The following is a 16,002-nucleotide window of genomic DNA, read 5'->3' on the forward strand; positions in this document are numbered from 1 at the left end:
GGTGGCGGGAGTGTCCGCGGCATGGATGCCGCGGCCAAGCCCCCAGGGACGGGTTTACGGCGTCTCCCGCCACCGGACCCACCCCGCCATCCCTCAGGACACCAGCTTTTGATGTTGACGTTGACGTTGACGTGGCTTCGGCCTCTGCGGGTGCAGGGCGCAGCCCTGCAGAGAGAACCCTTACCTGAACAGGCCTTTTTGCGTGAAGTCTCAAACATCGTTTAGACTTGCGGGGTCTGCAGCGGCCGTCCGTTTCCCTCCGGGATCGCCGGCGACCAGGGTCCGCCCTCTTCGCCCGCCCCCACTCCGACGCCGTTCGTCACGCATTCCAGCCTGCGCTTCGTGCCGGCTGCACCCAATTCTCGCAGCGCGGTTCACGGGAACGCTCCGAGTCAGCCGATCAGTCTGATCTGCCCCCGTCTGTCCATTCGGACAGGCGTTTCTTGTACTTGGAGCACACTCGATGTCTTTTGAATCGCTGGGCCTGGCGCCCTTCCTGCTGCGTGCGCTGGCCGAGCAGGGCTACGAAAACCCGACCCCGATCCAGCAGCAGGCGATCCCGCTGGCGCTGGCCGGTCGCGACCTGCTGGCCGGCGCACAGACCGGCACCGGCAAGACCGCAGCCTTCGGCCTGCCGCTGCTGCAGCATCTGGGCACCGCGCCGCAGGAAGTGCGTGGCGGTGGCCCGCGCAAGCCGCGCGCACTGATCCTGGCTCCGACCCGCGAGCTGGCCACCCAGGTGCATGACAGCCTGCGCGGCTACAGCAAGTATCTGCGCATCCCCAGCGCCTGCATCTACGGCGGCGTCGGCATGGGCAACCAGCTGGACATCCTGCGCCGTGGCGTGGACCTGCTGGTGGCCTGCCCGGGCCGCCTGATCGATCACCTGGAGCGTCGCAGCATCGACCTGTCCGGCATCGAACTGCTGGTGCTGGACGAAGCCGACCGCATGCTGGACATGGGCTTCCTGCCGTCGATCAAGCGCATCCTGGCCAAGCTGCCCAAGCAGAACCGTCAGACCCTGCTGTTCTCGGCCACGTTCGAGGACAACATCCGCCAGCTGGCGCTGGAGTTCATGCGCAACCCGGAACAGATCCAGGTGACGCCGAAGAACACCGTGGCCGAGACCATCACCCATCGCGTGCATCCGGTCGACGCCGGCCGCAAGCGCGACCTGCTGCTGCACCTGCTGGCACAGGACAGCCGTGAGCAGACCCTGGTGTTCGCCCGGACCAAGCACGGCAGCGACAAGCTGGCCGCGTTCCTGGAGAAGTCGGGCATCAAGACCGCGGCGATCCATGGCAACAAGAGCCAGGGCCAGCGCCTGCGTGCGCTGGGTGACTTCAAGGCCGGTCGCGTGACCGTGCTGGTGGCCACCGACATCGCGGCACGCGGCATCGACATCAACGAGCTGCCGAAGGTGATCAACTTCGACCTGCCGATGGTCGCCGAGGATTACGTGCACCGTATCGGCCGCACCGGCCGCAACGGTTCCACCGGCCAGGCGATCTCGCTGGTGGCGCAGGACGAGGTCAAGCTGCTGCGCGCGATCGTGCGCCTGCTCGGACGCGACATGGATATCCGCGATGTGCCGGGCTTCGAGCTGCAGGTGCCGATCCGCTGGGGCAACAGTGCACCGGGCAAGGCCGAGCACGACACCGGCGAGCGCGCCCCGCGCAAGAGCCATGCGCGTCGTCCGCACGGCGATGCGCCGCGCCATGCCCACGCCGGCCCGAAGAAGGCCGGTGGTGGCCGTCGTGAGGGCGGTGGCAACGGCCAGCAGCGTGCCGGCGCTGGTCAGGGCCAGCGTCGTGGCGGAGGCGGCAACGGCGGTGGTCGTGGCCGCGGCCAGGGCGGCGGCGGTCGCGCCGGCTGATCCTGACTGACAGGAATGAGGCGTCCCGCTGCGCGGGAGGCCTTACATCGGGGACGGCGCTGGCGCGCCGTCCCTTTTTTGTTGCCCGCGCATCAATCAAGGCGCCAGACGCCTCATCCGCGTGCTTTCGCCGGATTCGCCAGATTCCCGAAGAAGATCGCATTGATCAGCAGTCGATCCGTGCCATGCCAGTACTTGCGGTGTGCCGGATCATCGGCGAACAGCACCACGTTGCCCTTTCCCTGGGCCGACACCAGCAGCCACGCACTACCTGCCACCCGCGCACGATTGCGCTCGGACAGGTAACCGTTGACCCGTGGTGACGCGTCGATGCGCACCACCGTCGAGAACGGATTCGCACTCGGCTGCAGCGTCACGCTGTTTTCCTTGTTCACCGCCAGCTGCCGGCCCGGCACGCCGAACGCCAGGGGATGGCTGGTATCGACATCGGCGCTGAGGATGTTGCCGCTCACCCGCTCGATCGCAGCGATGTCGCGCTGGTCACCGAAGGCGCGACGGGATTCGTCGCCGGCCTCTTCGTCCTTGCCGGTCTTCTCGCCATCGGCGAGCTTCTGTTCGATCGCCCACTTCGACGCGCTGCCATAGGTCACCAGCGAGCCGCCGGCCTGCACCCAGCGCTTCAGTGCGGCCACGGCAGTCGCATCGACACTGTTGTAGGTGCCACCGGACAACACGAGGGTGGTGTAGCGATCCAGCGGAACCTTGCCCAGCTGCTGCGGATCCAGCTTGCTGGCCGGCAGGTGCAGGTGCTGGTCCAGCAGGAACCAGGCCGATCCGATCTCGGTGGCCGCCACGCCTTCGCCCATCACCAGTGCCACGGCCGGCTTGCGCAGTGCCTTCACGCCATCGCTGCCGAGATCGATGCCCTCGCGGCTGCGGCCACTCGACAACGCATGCACCTGTACGCCCGAAGCACGTGCCGCCGCGGCCACCGCGTCGAGCAGGGCCGCTCCCTGCAGTGGCTGGCCGGCAACGGGAATGACGATGCTGCCGGCCGCGAAATCCACGTCGCCCTGTGCGGTTCCGGCGGTGAACGGCTGGAATGCAGCGCGCGCGGCCAATCCCCTGCCCTGCAGCTCGGCCAACGCACGGCTGGCGTTGTAGTCACGCCAGTCGATGGCATAGGCGAACCCCGCCTGGCCGCCGACGACCGCGCCCTGCAGTGGTGGCAGCTCGCTCACCTGTGCACCGCCGTCGATGCGGCTGCGGCTGCCGGCGAAGGCCACGCCGTAGGCTGGCGCAATGGCGTAGCTGGTGCTGCCATAGAACACGTCGCCCTTGATCGGCGGCGTCTCGGCGAAGATCGAGTGCACCAGGCGGAACTGCGCCTGCTGCACGGGCACGACATAGGCACTGCCTGCCTGGAAGCGCTTCCCCTCGACGGTGACATCGCGATCCAGCGCGCGTACCTCGATCCGGTGCAGGAGCAGCAGTTCAAGCAGGCGCCGGGTCAACGCCGGATCATGCGCGTCGCCGAACACGAAGGTCTTCTGCGGCTGCTGCGCGGCCTGCTTCAATGCGCTCTGGAAGAAGGTCTTCTGCAGGTCGAACAGGCCACTGCGCTCGGCCACCGCACCGCGCACCGTGCCCAGGCCGGTGGCGACCTGGTTGCGGATGGTGAACGGGAAGGTCAGCAGCCCGTTCACCGACTCCTGCACCCGTCCCCGCGAACTGGCCTGCTCGACGGTGACACCGACCGCGCCATGGAAGTCCGGATAGGTCGAGCCATACACCGGCGAGAAGTTGTCGAAGTTCTCCCCCGTGTAGTACAGCGACCCCAGTGCGTCCAGCGCCTGTGCGTGGTACGTGGCCAGCGTCCTGTTGAACTCGTAGGAGGCAGCCGGGATCAACGGGCTGTGCATGCTCTTCGGCGAAGGCTCGAAGTAGTACGTGCTGTCCTTGCCCATCTCGTGGAAGTCGATCTGCACGTTCGGGTACCACTGGTGGAAGGCGGCCACCTTCGGCCGCGAATCCTGCTGGGTCAGCGCCAGCCAGTCGCGGTTGAGATCGGTGAAGTAATGGTTGGTACGGCCCTGCGGGAACGGCTCGACATGCTCCTTGTCAGCCGGATCGGCCGAGGCCGGGTCCGATGCCCAGGCGTTGTGCCAGTTGGCGGCACGGTCGCGTCCGTCCGGATTCTGCGCCGGGTCGAACAGCACCACCGCCTGCTGCAGCCATTGCTGGGTTTCACTGGTGCGATTGGCCACCAGGTAATACGCAGTGAGCATCGCCGCTTCGCCGCTGGAGGTTTCATTGCCGTGCACGCTGTAGCCCAGCCAGACCACCACCGGGCTGTCACCAGCTGCGCTGCGCGGTTGTGCCGGATCGACCAGGGTCGCGTGCTGCTGGCGGATCTGTTCCAACCGCGCCTGGTTGCTGGCCGCGGTGATGGTGGCGATCAGCAGGGGGCGGCCTTCATAGCTGCGTCCAATGTGCTGGACGCGGATCCTGTCCGAATGCCTGGCCAGTTCCTCGAAATAGGCGACCAACTGGTCGTGGCGGGTGTAGCGGCTGCCGATCGGATAGCCGAGGAACTGCTCCGGCGTGGGAATGGCGCTGTCGAACGCGCCGGCCTCGCTGGCCTGCGGGAAGAAATAGGCGCTCTGCGCCTGCGCGGACAACGCGGGGAGCACTGCGCTGGCAGCGGCGAACAGCAACGGAAGAACGGCACGGCGGTGGAAGGACACGGTGACTCCCCGGAAACAGGACGGCAGAGGGCAACGTGGCCGGTCACGGCAGGCGACCGGCCACGGCGGTGGATCAGAAGCGGTAGTCGAAGCCCAGCGTGAAGTAGCGACCCCGCAGGTCGTACTGGGTGAAGTCATACGGCGCACGGATGCCCGGGAACGACGCATCGTAGGGCGGCGTCTTGTCACCCAGGTTCTGCACCTTGGCGTACAGGGTCAGGCTGTCGATGCCGGTGTACCCCAGGTACAGGTCGTACTGGCTGTAGCTGCCGACACGCTGCTGCACGGCCTTGGCGGCGGTACTGGCTTCCTGCCGGTAGCTGCTGGTGTAGTACCAGGTCACCGCCGCGTTGAAGTCGCCGTACTTCCAGTCCAGCGTGGTGGTGGCCCTGTCCTTGGGCAGGGTGGCGCCGAGGTTGCTGCCGGCGTAGTCGACCAGGGGCCCGCCGACCACGGTGGGACGGCGGTAGTCACGGACGTGGGTGTAGGCCGAAGACAGGGTGAAATCTCCCAGGCGCGCCGCCGGAATGCGCTGGCGCAGTTCCACGTCGATACCCGATGTCTTCAGCTCGCTCAGGTTCTGGTAGCGGTTGTAGACGGCCTGCAGCTTGCCGCGCTCATCGCGCTGCACGGCACCGGCAACGTTGTCGTTGATCAGCGTCTGCGTGTTGTTGGTGCCGACCAGGTTGTCGAGCTGGATACGGTAGTAGTCGACACTCAGATTGGTGTTCGCCCACGGTGACAGCACCACGCCGAAGTTCACGCTCTTGGTGCGCTCCGGCTTCAGGTCACTGTTGCCCACGGTGAAGAACGTCGGGCTCTGCCGCGAGCCCGGCACATCCGGGTCGCGCGGATCGACCACGCTGCCGTAGGAGATGCTGGTGCTGTTGGAGTTCTCCGACAGCGAGGGCGCACGGAAGCCCTTCGAGGCCGACGCGCGCACCAGCAGGAAGTCCAGCGGTTGCCAGCGCAGTCCGAGCTTCGGCGAGAACGCATCGCCGAAGTCATCGTAGTGATCGGCACGCGCAGCGGCGGACAGTTCCAGGGTCGAGGCCAGCGGCACGTTCACTTCCGCGTACGCAGCGCTGACCTGGCGCTCGCCGTGCACCTCGGCGATGGCCGGACGCACCTGCAGGCCGGCATCGATCTGCCAGGGGTTGTTCGAATCGAGCTTCTCGCGGCGCCACTCGGCGCCGGCGGCAAAGCCGATGTCACCGGCCCAGGTGCGGCCCAGGCTGCCCGAGATCTTCGCATCGACACCCTGCAGCTTCGATTCGGCCGGACGCAGCGTGGCGATGTTGATCGCATCACGCACCGACTGCGGGGTGGCCGCCGGGTCGAGCAGATTGTAGCTGCCGCTGGCCAGCGCATCGGCCAGCGCCCAGCGGTTGGCGAAGCCGCCCGAAACGGTCTCACGCTCGCTGCTGCGTGCACCGAACGCCGCCACTTCCCAGTCCCAGTTGGCGGTGGTGCCGCGCAGGCCGAACACGCCGCGATAGGCGGTGGAGCGGTTGGTCTTGATGGTGCCGCCGAGATCGAAGAACGTGTACTCGATCGGCACGGCACGCCCGTACGGATTGTACGGATTGCCCGCCGGCAGCTGCGACGACACCGGCTCGGCCAGGCCGGTCTCGGCATTCAGGGCGAAGCGCCCGCTTTCCAGGGTGAAGAACGGGCTGCTGCCGAACCAGGCCGCGCTCTTGATCTGGCTGTACAGCACTTCACCGAACGCTTCGACGTTGTCGCCCAGGCGGAAGGTGCCGTTGGCATAGGCCTGGTAGCGCTTCGTGGATGGTATCAGCGTGGTGTACGGCGCTTGGTTGAAGCCGCAGGTGTCGCCAGCCAGGCCGTCGATCGGAGCGCTCGCAACGCGTGTGGTCCCGGTGGGGCAGTTGCCGCTGGCGTCGAGCATCGGCACCGACACGCCATTGATCAGATAGCGCGCCCCCTTGGCTGACCAGCCGTTCCAGCGCCCGCCCGGCAGGTCGGTGTAGATGCCGCTCTTGGTCAGATCGCGCTCGTCCTGGTCCAGGCGATCGCGGTTGTAGCCCTGCAGACTGAACAGGATGTTGTAGCCATCGCTGTCCAGATCACCGAGGCCACCGACAAACTTCAGGTTCTGCTCGCGCAGGCCCCCTTGGTCGGCGCCTCCGAAGCTGCCCCCGATCTCGGCACCTTCGAAGTTCTGGCGGGTGATGATGTTGACCACGCCGGCCACGGCATCGGAGCCGTACACCGCCGAAGCACCATCCTTGAGCACTTCGATGCGCTCGACCGCAACCAGCGGCAGGGCATTGAGGTCGACGAAGGTATCGGACAGGCCACCGGCCGGGAAGCCGTAGTTCGCCACGCGACGGCCGTTGAGCAGCACCAGCGTGTTCTTCGGTGACAGGCCGCGCAGGCCGATGCTGGCCGAGCCAGAGGCCCAGCCGTTGTTGGTGGTCTCGTTGTTGGCATTGCCGGTGTTGGCGGAGATCGAGCGCAGCACATCGGCGACGGTGGCCTTGCCGGTCTGTTCCAGCTGCTGGCGGCCGATTACCTGCACCGGGTTGGACGCCTCGGTATCGGCGCGCTTGATGTTGGAACCGGTGACGCGGACGGCGGCCAGGGTACTGGCTTCGCCACTGGCGGCAGCGGTGGTTTCGGCGGCGGCGGACAATGGCGCGGCCAGAGCGGCGGCCAGGGCCGCCACGAGCAGGGTGTGCTGGGGCATGACGATGTGTGGGGTGGTGGTAGGGCGACGAAGTTCCGCAGTAATCCATGACTGGCCGGGGCCCGACCAATAACATCTCTTCATACGGATATAAGAGAAGCTAACATCTCTTCATCCGGATGAAAATAGTCACTCCGCTTCGGGGCCGGCGCGATCCCGGTCGGATGCGACAGCAGCGGCGTACAATCCGCTCATGGAAATCTTCAAAGTCTTCATGCTTGAGGCGGCCCACCGCCTCCCGAACGTACCGCCGGGGCACAAGTGCGCGCGCCTCCATGGCCACTCCTTCCGGGTGGAACTGAAGGTCGAGGGCGAACCCGGCGCGCAGACCGGCTGGATCATGGATTTCGGCGACGTGAAGGCGGCCTTCCAGCCGATCTACGAACGCCTGGACCACCACTACCTCAATGACATCCCCGGCCTGGAAAACCCGACCAGCGAGAACCTGGCGGTGTGGATCTGGAACGAACTCAAGCCCGCGCTGCCGGCGCTGAGCGAGATCACGGTCCACGAGACCTGCACCTCCGGCTGCCGGTACCGGGGCCCCGGCACCTGAACAACTCATTGATATCCAAAGATTTCTAAAGGCGCCTTGGGCGCCTTTATGATTTTTGTTGCAATGCGGCATCATCGGCGTATGCTGCAATGCATCAAGTCCTTTCCTGACGCCCATGACCGCCGCCTTCAGCGATCGCTTCAGTGATGCCACCCGCCAGCTGGCCGCCGCCGCAACGCGCGCGAACCGGTTGGCGCTGGAGAACGCTGAAAGCATGTTCGGCGTGCAGCTGAAGGCACTGGAACGCAACCTGACCGCGACCGGTGGCTGGCTCGGCGAGCTGGCACGAAGCGAAGACCCGGCCGGATTGCTGTCGCAGGGTGCTCAGCTGTGGCAGGACAACCTGCAGCGGTTTGGGCAGGCCCAGCAGGACGTGGTCGGTCTTGGCCTGATGGCTGGACGCTCCTGGTCCGAACTGGTGCAGGGCTACAACGAATCAACAGCGGACGCGACCGGCCACACGCCCTGACGCGACGCTTTCGCTCATTGCATGGGTCCCTCCCCCCATGCAATCCGGACCCGGCAGATCCCTCCCTCTGCCGGGTCTTTTTTTATTCCTCGCCTGCGCGCAGATGCGCGTCTTCGCCCGAGCGGATCGCGAACGCAAGGGCCTCGCGCCACACGCTGCCGACCACCACGATGCTCGGCTTGCGGCGCGTGGTGCCGTCGCTTCCGCACCTCTGCGCACCGATAACCCTGCACGCCGGGTGGATGCCCTTGCGTGCGAAGTAAAGGAGGAGGTGACGGCCAACGGCCGGCGCCGGGGGACATTCGCACGCAAGGGCATCCGCCCGGCGCCACACGGAAAAACGCGCACACCTGCGCACAGGCAGCCCCAGCCCGAGCGATGCCATGCCAGTGCGGATACCTCCCCATGACGTCCCCATCTGCCCACCAGGCACGGTGCCGTCGTCCGCACACCGCTGCGTGCCGATAACCCCTGCACGCCGGGTGGATGCCCTTGCGTACGAAGTAAAGGAGGAGGTGACGGCCAACGGCCGGCGCCGGAGGACATTCGCACGCAAGGGCATCCGCCCGGCGCCACACGGAAAAACGCACATACCTGCGCACAGGGGCAAACACCGCCACCCGGAAACCAGCTGCGCCTAGGCCACCGCCGCCGACTCCGCCCGCGGCAGCTCGAACACGAACGTCGCCCCTGCCTCACTGTCGCGCAGCGCGATGCTGCGGCCATGCAGCTGCACGATACGCTGCACGATCAGCAGCCCCAGGCCACCGTTCTCGCCCCGTCGCGCCCCCAGCGCAGCAGGCGCCTGGAACAGCTGCGCACGCACCGCAGCAGCAACGCCGGGACCGTCATCAGAAACGATCACCTCCACGCTGTCAGCCACCGCACGCAGCCGCACCTCGATCCGCCCTCCCTCCGGCGCATGGCGCAGCGCGTTGTCGAGCAGGTTGGTCAGCACCCGCTCCACCAGACCCAGGTCCGCACGTACCAACGGCAACCCCTGCGGAAAATCCGCGTGCAGCTGCTGGCCGCGCGCCTGCGCCGCCAGTTCGAACTTCTGCAGCACGTCCTGCAGCAGCTCGGGCAGCGCGAACACCTCCCACTCCAGCCGCACCTCGCCGTGTTCCAGGCGTGCCAGCTCGAACAGCGCGCGCGCCAATCGCCCGACCTTCGCACTCTGCGCCAGGGCAATGCCGAGATAGCGCCGGCGCTCCTCCGGCGACAGCGTCGCGTCCTTCAACGCCATCGTCTCAAGGTAGCCATGCAGTGAAGACAACGGCGTGCGCAGATCGTGCGAAATGTTGGCCACCAGCTCGCGCCGCTGCAGGTCCTGCTGGCGCAGCTGCTGCCACTGCTCTCCCAACCGCTGCGCCATCTGCGCATGCGCATGTTCGAGGATGACCAGTTCATCGCGCTCGCCCGGCCGCAGCGGGCCGGGCGGCGGCAGCGGCGTCGGCGCATCGATGTCGAATGCCTGGATGCGACGTGTCAGGCGGCGCAGCGGCCGGGTCACCCAGTAGAACGCCACCAGGCCGGCCAGCAGGCCCAGGCTGCCCACCAGCATCACCGACCACAAAGTGGTGTTCCACTGGTTGCTGGCGGCGAGGTCGTCGGCGAGCATCTGCCGGTGCTCGCCCACCAGCACCACGTAGACGTAGCCGGCCTGCCGGCCCTGCACCACCAGCGGCGCCACGCTGAATACCTTGCGACCCTCGCTGCTGCGCGGATCGTCGCCCAGGATCGGCAGCGGCGCGCCCGCCAGCAGCCGGCGCAGCGGTGCCACGTCCACGCGGTTGCGCATCAGGTGCCCGCTGGGTGCGTCGTGGCCGAGAATGCGGCCCTGGTCGTCCAGCAGGTACACCTCGACGCTGGGGTTGACCGCCATCAGTTGCCCGAACAGCGCACGCACCGCAGCGTCACGCATGCCGCTGGTATCCATCAGCTCGCTGCGCTGCGCGATGTGCTCGGCCAGCCCCAGCGACAGCCGCTGCACGACTTCCTGCTCGTGCCGTGTGTTCGAGCGCATCTGCAGCGCCAGCAGCGCCATGCAGCACATCAGCATCAGCGCCGCGATCACCGCGGCCAGCTTCTGCCACAGGTTCGGCCGGATCATGCCGCCGCCCCGGCCGGGTCCACCAGCTTGTAGCCCCGGCCCCAGACCGTCAGCAACCGCCGCGGGTTGGCCGGATCCGTTTCGATCTTGCTGCGCAGGCGGTTGATATGGGTATTGACCGTATGCTCATAGCCATCGTGCTGGTAGCCCCAGACCTGGTTGAGCAGTTCCATCCGCGCGAACACCTGGCCGGGATGGCGCGCGAAGAACAGCAGCAGGTCGAACTCGCGCGGCGTCAGTTCCAGCGGCCTGCCATCCACGTCGGCAGTACGCGCGACCGGGTCCAGCTGCAGTCCTCCCAGCTCGATGGCACCGGCATCGATGCGCGCGTTCTGCGCCATGGCCTCGGCGCGACGCAGCAGGGCACGCACGCGCGCCACCAGCTCCGGCATGGAGAATGGCTTGGCCAGATAATCGTCGGCGCCGAGTTCCAGGCCGACGATGCGCTGGGTTTCGCTGCCGCGTGCACTGATGATGATGATCGGGACGTAGCGCGCCATCGCCCGTGCGCGCTGGCAGACCTGCAGGCCATCGACACCGGGCAGCATCACGTCCAGCACCAGCGCGTCCCACGGGCCTTCCTGTTCGAGCAGGCGCAGCCCGCCATCACCGCTGTCGGCGTGGGCGACCTCATACCCCTCATCGCCCAGGTGCATGCGCAGCAGGTCGGCGATGTGGGCATCGTCTTCAACGATCAGGACACGTTTCGGGGACATCGGCAGCTCGGGCCAGGGGGGGAGGCTGAGCGCATTGTGGCGCGGGATCGCCGCCGATACCTCACGAAAAATTGAATCCTGCGTGAGGATTCGTTGACCAGGGCAGGCGCAGCATGGCCCCGTCGCCCCTTCCCGGAGTCCGCCATGCCCCTCACCCGCCGCCATCTGCTGGGTCTGGGCGGTATCGCCACCACCGCCGGCCTGCTCGGTCTCGGGGCCTGCAGCCGCGCCGCGCCAGCGGCAGCAGAAACGCGCCCTGCGCGACAGTTCGAGATCATGCGCAGTGATGCTGACTGGCGCCAGCGGCTGACCCCGGCCCAGTACGCAGTGCTGCGCCAGCAGGCGACCGAACGCCCCTGGAGCAGCCCGCTCAACAAGGAACACCGGCAAGGCACGTTCACCTGTGCCGGCTGTGCGCTGCCGCTGTTCTCTTCGTCCACCAAGTTCGAGAGCGGTACCGGCTGGCCCAGCTTCTGGGCACCGTTGCACAACGCCATCGGCGAGGACCGCGACGTCACCTTCGGCATGCTGCGGGTGGAAGTGCATTGCCGCCGCTGCGGCGGCCATCTGGGCCATGTCTTCAACGACGGCCCACGCCCTACCGGCCTGCGCTACTGCATGAACGGCGCCGCGCTGGCCTTCCAGCCCGGACCCGCCGCGCATGACAGCGATGCGGACTGGCGCGTGCCGGTGGGATCGCCCCCTGCTTCTGGAGCCCGATGATGCTGCTGTTGCTGCTTGCCTATCTCGGCGGTGTGCTGACCCTGCTCAGCCCCTGCATCCTGCCGGTACTGCCGTTCGTGTTCGCGCGTGCTGACCGCCCGTTCCTGCGCAGCACCCTGCCGCTGCTGCTGGGCATGGCGCTGACCTTCACCCTCGTCGCCAGCCTGGCGGCGGTCGGCAGCCAGTGGGTGGCGCAGGCCAACCAGATCGGTCGCTGGATCGCCCTGCTGTTGATGGCGCTGTTCGCGGTGGCGTTGCTGTGGCCCGCACTGGCAGACCATCTGCTGGCGCCGTTGCAGCGTGTCGGCGCGCGGTTGAGCGCACGCGCGGACGCTGCCGATGCCGCCGGGCGCGGCGGTGCCTGGACGTCGCTGCTGATCGGCATCGCCACCGGCCTGCTGTGGGCCCCGTGCGCGGGCCCGATCCTGGGCCTGGTACTGACCGGGGCTGCGCTGCATGGCGCCAGCGCCAGCACCAGTGCACTGCTGCTGGCCTACGCGCTGGGTGCGGTCACCGCGCTGGCAATGGCGGTCTGGATCGGCGGCCGGGTGTTCCGCGCCCTGCAGGCAAGGCTGGGGCTGGGCAATCTGCTCCGCCGCATGCTCGGCGTCGCTGCGCTGCTGGCGGTGGTGGCCATTGCCCTGGGATGGGACACCGGCCTGCTGACCCGGCTGTCCACCGTCAGCACCGCGCGTATCGAGCAGGGCCTGCTCGACGCGGTACCCGGCGCGCAGCCTTCTGCTCCACCGATGATGATGATGGGCCCGGCCACTGCAGGCAGCGAGGCACCGCTGCCGGTGGAAGGCACGCTGCCCGCCCTGGATGGCGCCACCGGCTGGCTCAACAGCCCACCGCTGGACGCGGCCCAGCTGCGCGGCAAGGTGGTGCTGATCGACTTCTGGACCTATTCCTGCATCAACTGCCTGCGTGCGATGCCGTTCGTGCACGAGTGGCAGCGGCGCTACCGCGATCACGGCCTGGTGGTGATCGGCGTGCACACCCCCGAGTTCGCCTTCGAACGCGACCCGCGCAACGTCATGAAGGCCGTGCAGCAGTTGAAGGTCGACTATCCCGTCGCGCTGGACAACCAGTACGCGATCTGGCGTGCGTTCAACAACCGCTATTGGCCCGCGCACTACTTCGTGGATGCGCAGGGAAACATCCGCGGCCATCAGTTCGGCGAAGGCAACTATGCGCGTTCGGAGCAGGTGATCCGCCGCCTGCTGGCCGAAGCCGGCCAGACCCGGCTGCCACCGCCGGCCGATCCGGCCGCAGCGGACCTGAAGGGCGTGGCCGCGCAGGCGGACATGGGCAACCTGCGCTCGCCGGAGACCTACCTGGGGCATGCGCGTGCCGAACAGTTCGCCTCGCCAGGCGGACAACGTGCGGACACGGCATTCGACTACACACTGCCACCCGCGCTGGCGCTGAACCAGTGGGGCCTGTCCGGCCGCTGGCTCATCGATGACGAGGCGGCACGGCTGCAGCAGCCCGGTGGACGCATCGCCTTCCAGTTCCATGCCCGCGATCTGCATCTGGTGCTCGCACCGCGCCAGGACGGCACGCCGGTGCGCTTCCGCGTCTGGCTGGATGGCCGGCCGTTGCCTGCGGCCGATGCCGGCAGTGACGTTGGCAGCGATGGCAGCGGCGTGATCGACGAACACCGTCTGTACCAGCTGGTGCGCCAGCGCGGCGCCGTCGCGCCACACCGCTTCGAGATCGAATTCCTCGATGCCGGCGCGCAGGCCTACGCCTTCACCTTCGGTTGATCCGGGAGGACACGATGAAGATTTCGTTCGAACAGGGGATCGCCGCCGGCATTGCCGGGCTGGTCGCCACCGCATTGATTGCCGGGGTATTGCTGGTTGATCACGGTGCCATCGCCGCGCCGCTCGAGCGCAGCGCACAGGTGCAGGTGTTGCCTGCGCCCACCGGTGACGCCGCATTCCGCGATGACGGCACGCACGCCAGCGTAGTGTTTGCCGGCGGCTGCTTCTGGGGCGTGCAGGGCGTGTTCCAGCACGTCAAGGGCGTGAGCAACGCAGTCTCGGGCTACGTCGGCGGCAGCGCGGCGGATGCGCGCTATGAGCGGGTCAGCAGCGGACGCACCGGCCACGCCGAGGCGGTGAAGGTCGACTACGACCCGCGCCAGGTGAGCTACGGCCAGCTGATGCAGGTGTTCTTCTCGGTGGTGCATGACCCGACCCAGCTCGACCGGCAAGGCCCGGACCATGGCAGCCAGTACCGCTCGGCGATCTTCGTCGATGACCCGCGCCAGCAGGCGGCCAGTCGTGCCTACATCGCCCAGCTGGGCCAGGCCGGAAGCTATCGCGCGCCCATCGTCACCCAGGTGGGCAGCGGCCAGCGCTTCTATCCGGCCGAGAGCTACCACCAGAACTACATGAGCAACTATCCGCAGGCCGCCTACATCCGCTACTACGACGCTCCGAAGCTGGCAGCACTGGGCAGGCAGTTCCCTGCCCTGTATCGCCGGGATCCGGTGCTGGTGCCGATGCGTTGACTGCATGGTGTGCCGGCCCACGCAAAAAAGGGGCGCGCGGCCATCCAGCCGCGCGCCCTTGAAATATCGGCGGGCACCGATCAGGCCCTGCCGACGAGGACATGCTAGGCTCGGAGTCCTCATGGGTACAGCACCAGATCCGGCCGGAACCGATGGATACAGATCAACGCAGCAGCGCGTTTGCTCCCCGCTACCAGCGGCTGTCCGATGAACTGGCCGAGGCCATCCAGGGCGGGCGCCTGCCGGTCGGCAGCCGCCTGCCATCGCTGCGGCAGATGGCGGCACAGCGTCAGCTCAGCCTCAATACGGTGATCGCCGCCTACCGCCAGCTGGAAGACGCCGGCCTGGTGGTTCCGCGGCCAAAGGCAGGTTTCGAAGTGGCGCCGCGACTGTCAGTGCCGCAACGGTCGCTGCGCGATGCGCCGTCGGCCCCCACCGCGCCGTTGCAGCAGGTGCTGATGGCACGCGTGCTGGAGGCGCAACGCCGTTCCGGGGTGATCGACCTCGCCTTCGCCGGGCCACGCGGGCGCCAGTTCTATCCTGGCGCCCAGCTGGCCCGGCACACCGCCCAGGTATTGCGCCACGGCCAGCAGACGGTCGAAACCTACGCACGCCCCAATGGCTCGCCGCGGCTGCTGGCGCAGATCGTGCGGCGCGGCCCGCGCATGGGCCTGCACACGCACAGCGATCGCCTGCTGCTGACCCACGGTGCGATGGAGGCGCTGCAGCTGGCACTGCGTGCGGTGACCCAGCCCGGCGATTCAGTGGGTATCGAAGCACCGTCGTACTTCAACCTGTACCCACTGCTGGCCAACCTGGGCCTGCAGGCCATCGAACTGCCGACGCATCCGCAACAGGGCCTGGACGTCGATGCGTTGGAGGCGATGCTGGAGCACACACCGCTGGCCGCGCTGGTGCTGATGCCGACCGTGCACAACCCGTTGGGCTGCACCATGCCGGTAGCGGCCAAGCAGCGTCTGGCCGAGCTGGTCAACGCGCGGCAGCTGCCGCTGATCGAGGATGCCGTGTACGCGGAACTGCAGTTCTGCGAGCCCCCTGCGCCGCTGCTGAAGGCCTTTGACCGCGACGGCTGGGTGATGGTGGTTGGCGGTTTCTCGAAGACGCTGGCCCCGGACTATCGCATCGGCTGGCTCGACGGCGGGCGCTTCGCTGAACGCATCGCCCTGCTGAAGTTCCAGTCCACGGGCGGCGAGCCGCAGCTGCTGGGTGATGCCGTGGCCGCGTACCTGGAAGGGAGCGGATACGAACATCACCTGCACCGCATGCGGCGCCTGTATCGCGAGCAGGTGGGACGGCTGCGCCAGCTGGTGGCCGAGCATTTCCCGCCCGGCACGCGCGCCACGGAACCACAGGGTGGCTTCCTGCTGTGGATGGAACTGCCGGGCGTGGACACCCGCGCACTGTTCGAGCGGGCGCTGGAAGAGGGCATCGTGTTCATGCCCGGCCAGGTGTATTCGCGCGGTCCGCGCTACCGGCATTGCCTGCGGCTGTCGTGCTGCCAGACCTTCGACGCACGTTTCATCGCCGCCGTGGAGCGCCTGGGCGCCCTCGCGCGGGAGCTCGCGGCCGGTTGATCGCAACCGGTC

12 protein-coding genes are annotated in these 16,002 nt (G+C 67.6%); 7 read left to right on the top strand and 5 right to left on the bottom strand.

Features of this window, described 5'->3' with window-relative positions:
• Nucleotides 1-463 precede the first annotated feature (463 nt).
• Nucleotides 464-1,876, top strand: coding sequence for a DEAD/DEAH box helicase (locus ACVOKU_RS11255; RefSeq protein WP_065175363.1), 1,413 nt, complete (start codon nucleotides 464-466; stop codon nucleotides 1,874-1,876).
• A gap of 113 nt (nucleotides 1,877-1,989) precedes the next feature.
• On the opposite strand, the gene ACVOKU_RS11260 is transcribed toward ACVOKU_RS11255, so the two are convergent.
• Together ACVOKU_RS11260 and ACVOKU_RS11265 are read right to left on the bottom strand one after the other, a co-directional pair.
• Nucleotides 1,990-4,584 (bottom strand): M14 family zinc carboxypeptidase, encoded by a 2,595-nt coding sequence (locus ACVOKU_RS11260; protein WP_481559948.1) that lies wholly within the window; start codon nucleotides 4,582-4,584, stop codon nucleotides 1,990-1,992.
• 73 nt (nucleotides 4,585-4,657) lie between these two features.
• Nucleotides 4,658-7,297 carry a TonB-dependent receptor plug domain-containing protein gene (locus ACVOKU_RS11265; RefSeq protein WP_481559949.1) on the bottom strand — a complete coding sequence of 880 codons (2,640 nt, stop codon included), beginning with the start codon at nucleotides 7,295-7,297 and terminating at the stop codon, nucleotides 4,658-4,660.
• Between the two features lie 193 nt (nucleotides 7,298-7,490).
• Between ACVOKU_RS11265 and queD the strand changes: the two genes are divergently transcribed.
• Complete coding sequence (gene queD / locus ACVOKU_RS11270; protein ID WP_053518296.1) at nucleotides 7,491-7,853, top strand: 6-carboxytetrahydropterin synthase QueD; 363 nt, start codon at nucleotides 7,491-7,493, stop codon at nucleotides 7,851-7,853.
• Between the two features lie 115 nt (nucleotides 7,854-7,968).
• On the top strand, nucleotides 7,969-8,322 hold the full coding sequence (locus tag ACVOKU_RS11275; protein ID WP_481559950.1) for a phasin family protein: 354 nt from the start codon (nucleotides 7,969-7,971) through the stop codon (nucleotides 8,320-8,322).
• Between the two features lie 82 nt (nucleotides 8,323-8,404).
• On the opposite strand, the gene ACVOKU_RS11280 is transcribed toward ACVOKU_RS11275, so the two are convergent.
• The 3 genes from ACVOKU_RS11280 to ACVOKU_RS11290 form a co-directional block, all read right to left on the bottom strand.
• Nucleotides 8,405-8,707, bottom strand: a complete 303-nt coding sequence (locus tag ACVOKU_RS11280) for a hypothetical protein (protein WP_481559951.1) — start codon at nucleotides 8,705-8,707, stop codon at nucleotides 8,405-8,407.
• A 252-nt stretch (nucleotides 8,708-8,959) separates the two neighbouring features.
• Nucleotides 8,960-10,435, bottom strand: a complete 1,476-nt coding sequence (locus tag ACVOKU_RS11285; RefSeq protein WP_065175368.1) for a sensor histidine kinase — start codon at nucleotides 10,433-10,435, stop codon at nucleotides 8,960-8,962.
• Nucleotides 10,432-11,151 (bottom strand): response regulator transcription factor, encoded by a 720-nt coding sequence (locus tag ACVOKU_RS11290; protein WP_065182516.1) that lies wholly within the window; start codon nucleotides 11,149-11,151, stop codon nucleotides 10,432-10,434. Before ACVOKU_RS11290 ends, ACVOKU_RS11285 begins: the two co-directional genes overlap by 4 nt.
• A 144-nt stretch (nucleotides 11,152-11,295) precedes the next feature.
• Here ACVOKU_RS11290 and msrB point away from each other — a divergent pair, with 144 nt between their 5' ends.
• From msrB to ACVOKU_RS11310, 4 genes are all read left to right on the top strand, one after another.
• A complete protein-coding gene (gene msrB, locus ACVOKU_RS11295; RefSeq protein ID WP_481559952.1) occupies nucleotides 11,296-11,874 on the top strand; it encodes a peptide-methionine (R)-S-oxide reductase MsrB in 579 nt (192 codons plus the stop codon).
• Entirely contained in the window at nucleotides 11,874-13,643 is a 1,770-nt protein-coding gene (locus ACVOKU_RS11300; RefSeq protein ID WP_481559953.1) for a cytochrome c biogenesis protein DipZ, read from the top strand. Before msrB ends, ACVOKU_RS11300 begins: the two co-directional genes overlap by 1 nt.
• A gap of 14 nt (nucleotides 13,644-13,657) precedes the next feature.
• A complete protein-coding gene (gene msrA, locus ACVOKU_RS11305) occupies nucleotides 13,658-14,395 on the top strand; it encodes a peptide-methionine (S)-S-oxide reductase MsrA (RefSeq protein ID WP_481559954.1) in 738 nt (245 codons plus the stop codon).
• 152 nt (nucleotides 14,396-14,547) lie between these two features.
• On the top strand, nucleotides 14,548-15,990 hold the full coding sequence (locus ACVOKU_RS11310; protein ID WP_481559955.1) for an aminotransferase-like domain-containing protein: 1,443 nt from the start codon (nucleotides 14,548-14,550) through the stop codon (nucleotides 15,988-15,990).
• The last annotated feature ends 12 nt before the right edge of the window (nucleotides 15,991-16,002 follow it).

This window comes from Stenotrophomonas sp. STEN147 (assembly GCF_056757995.1).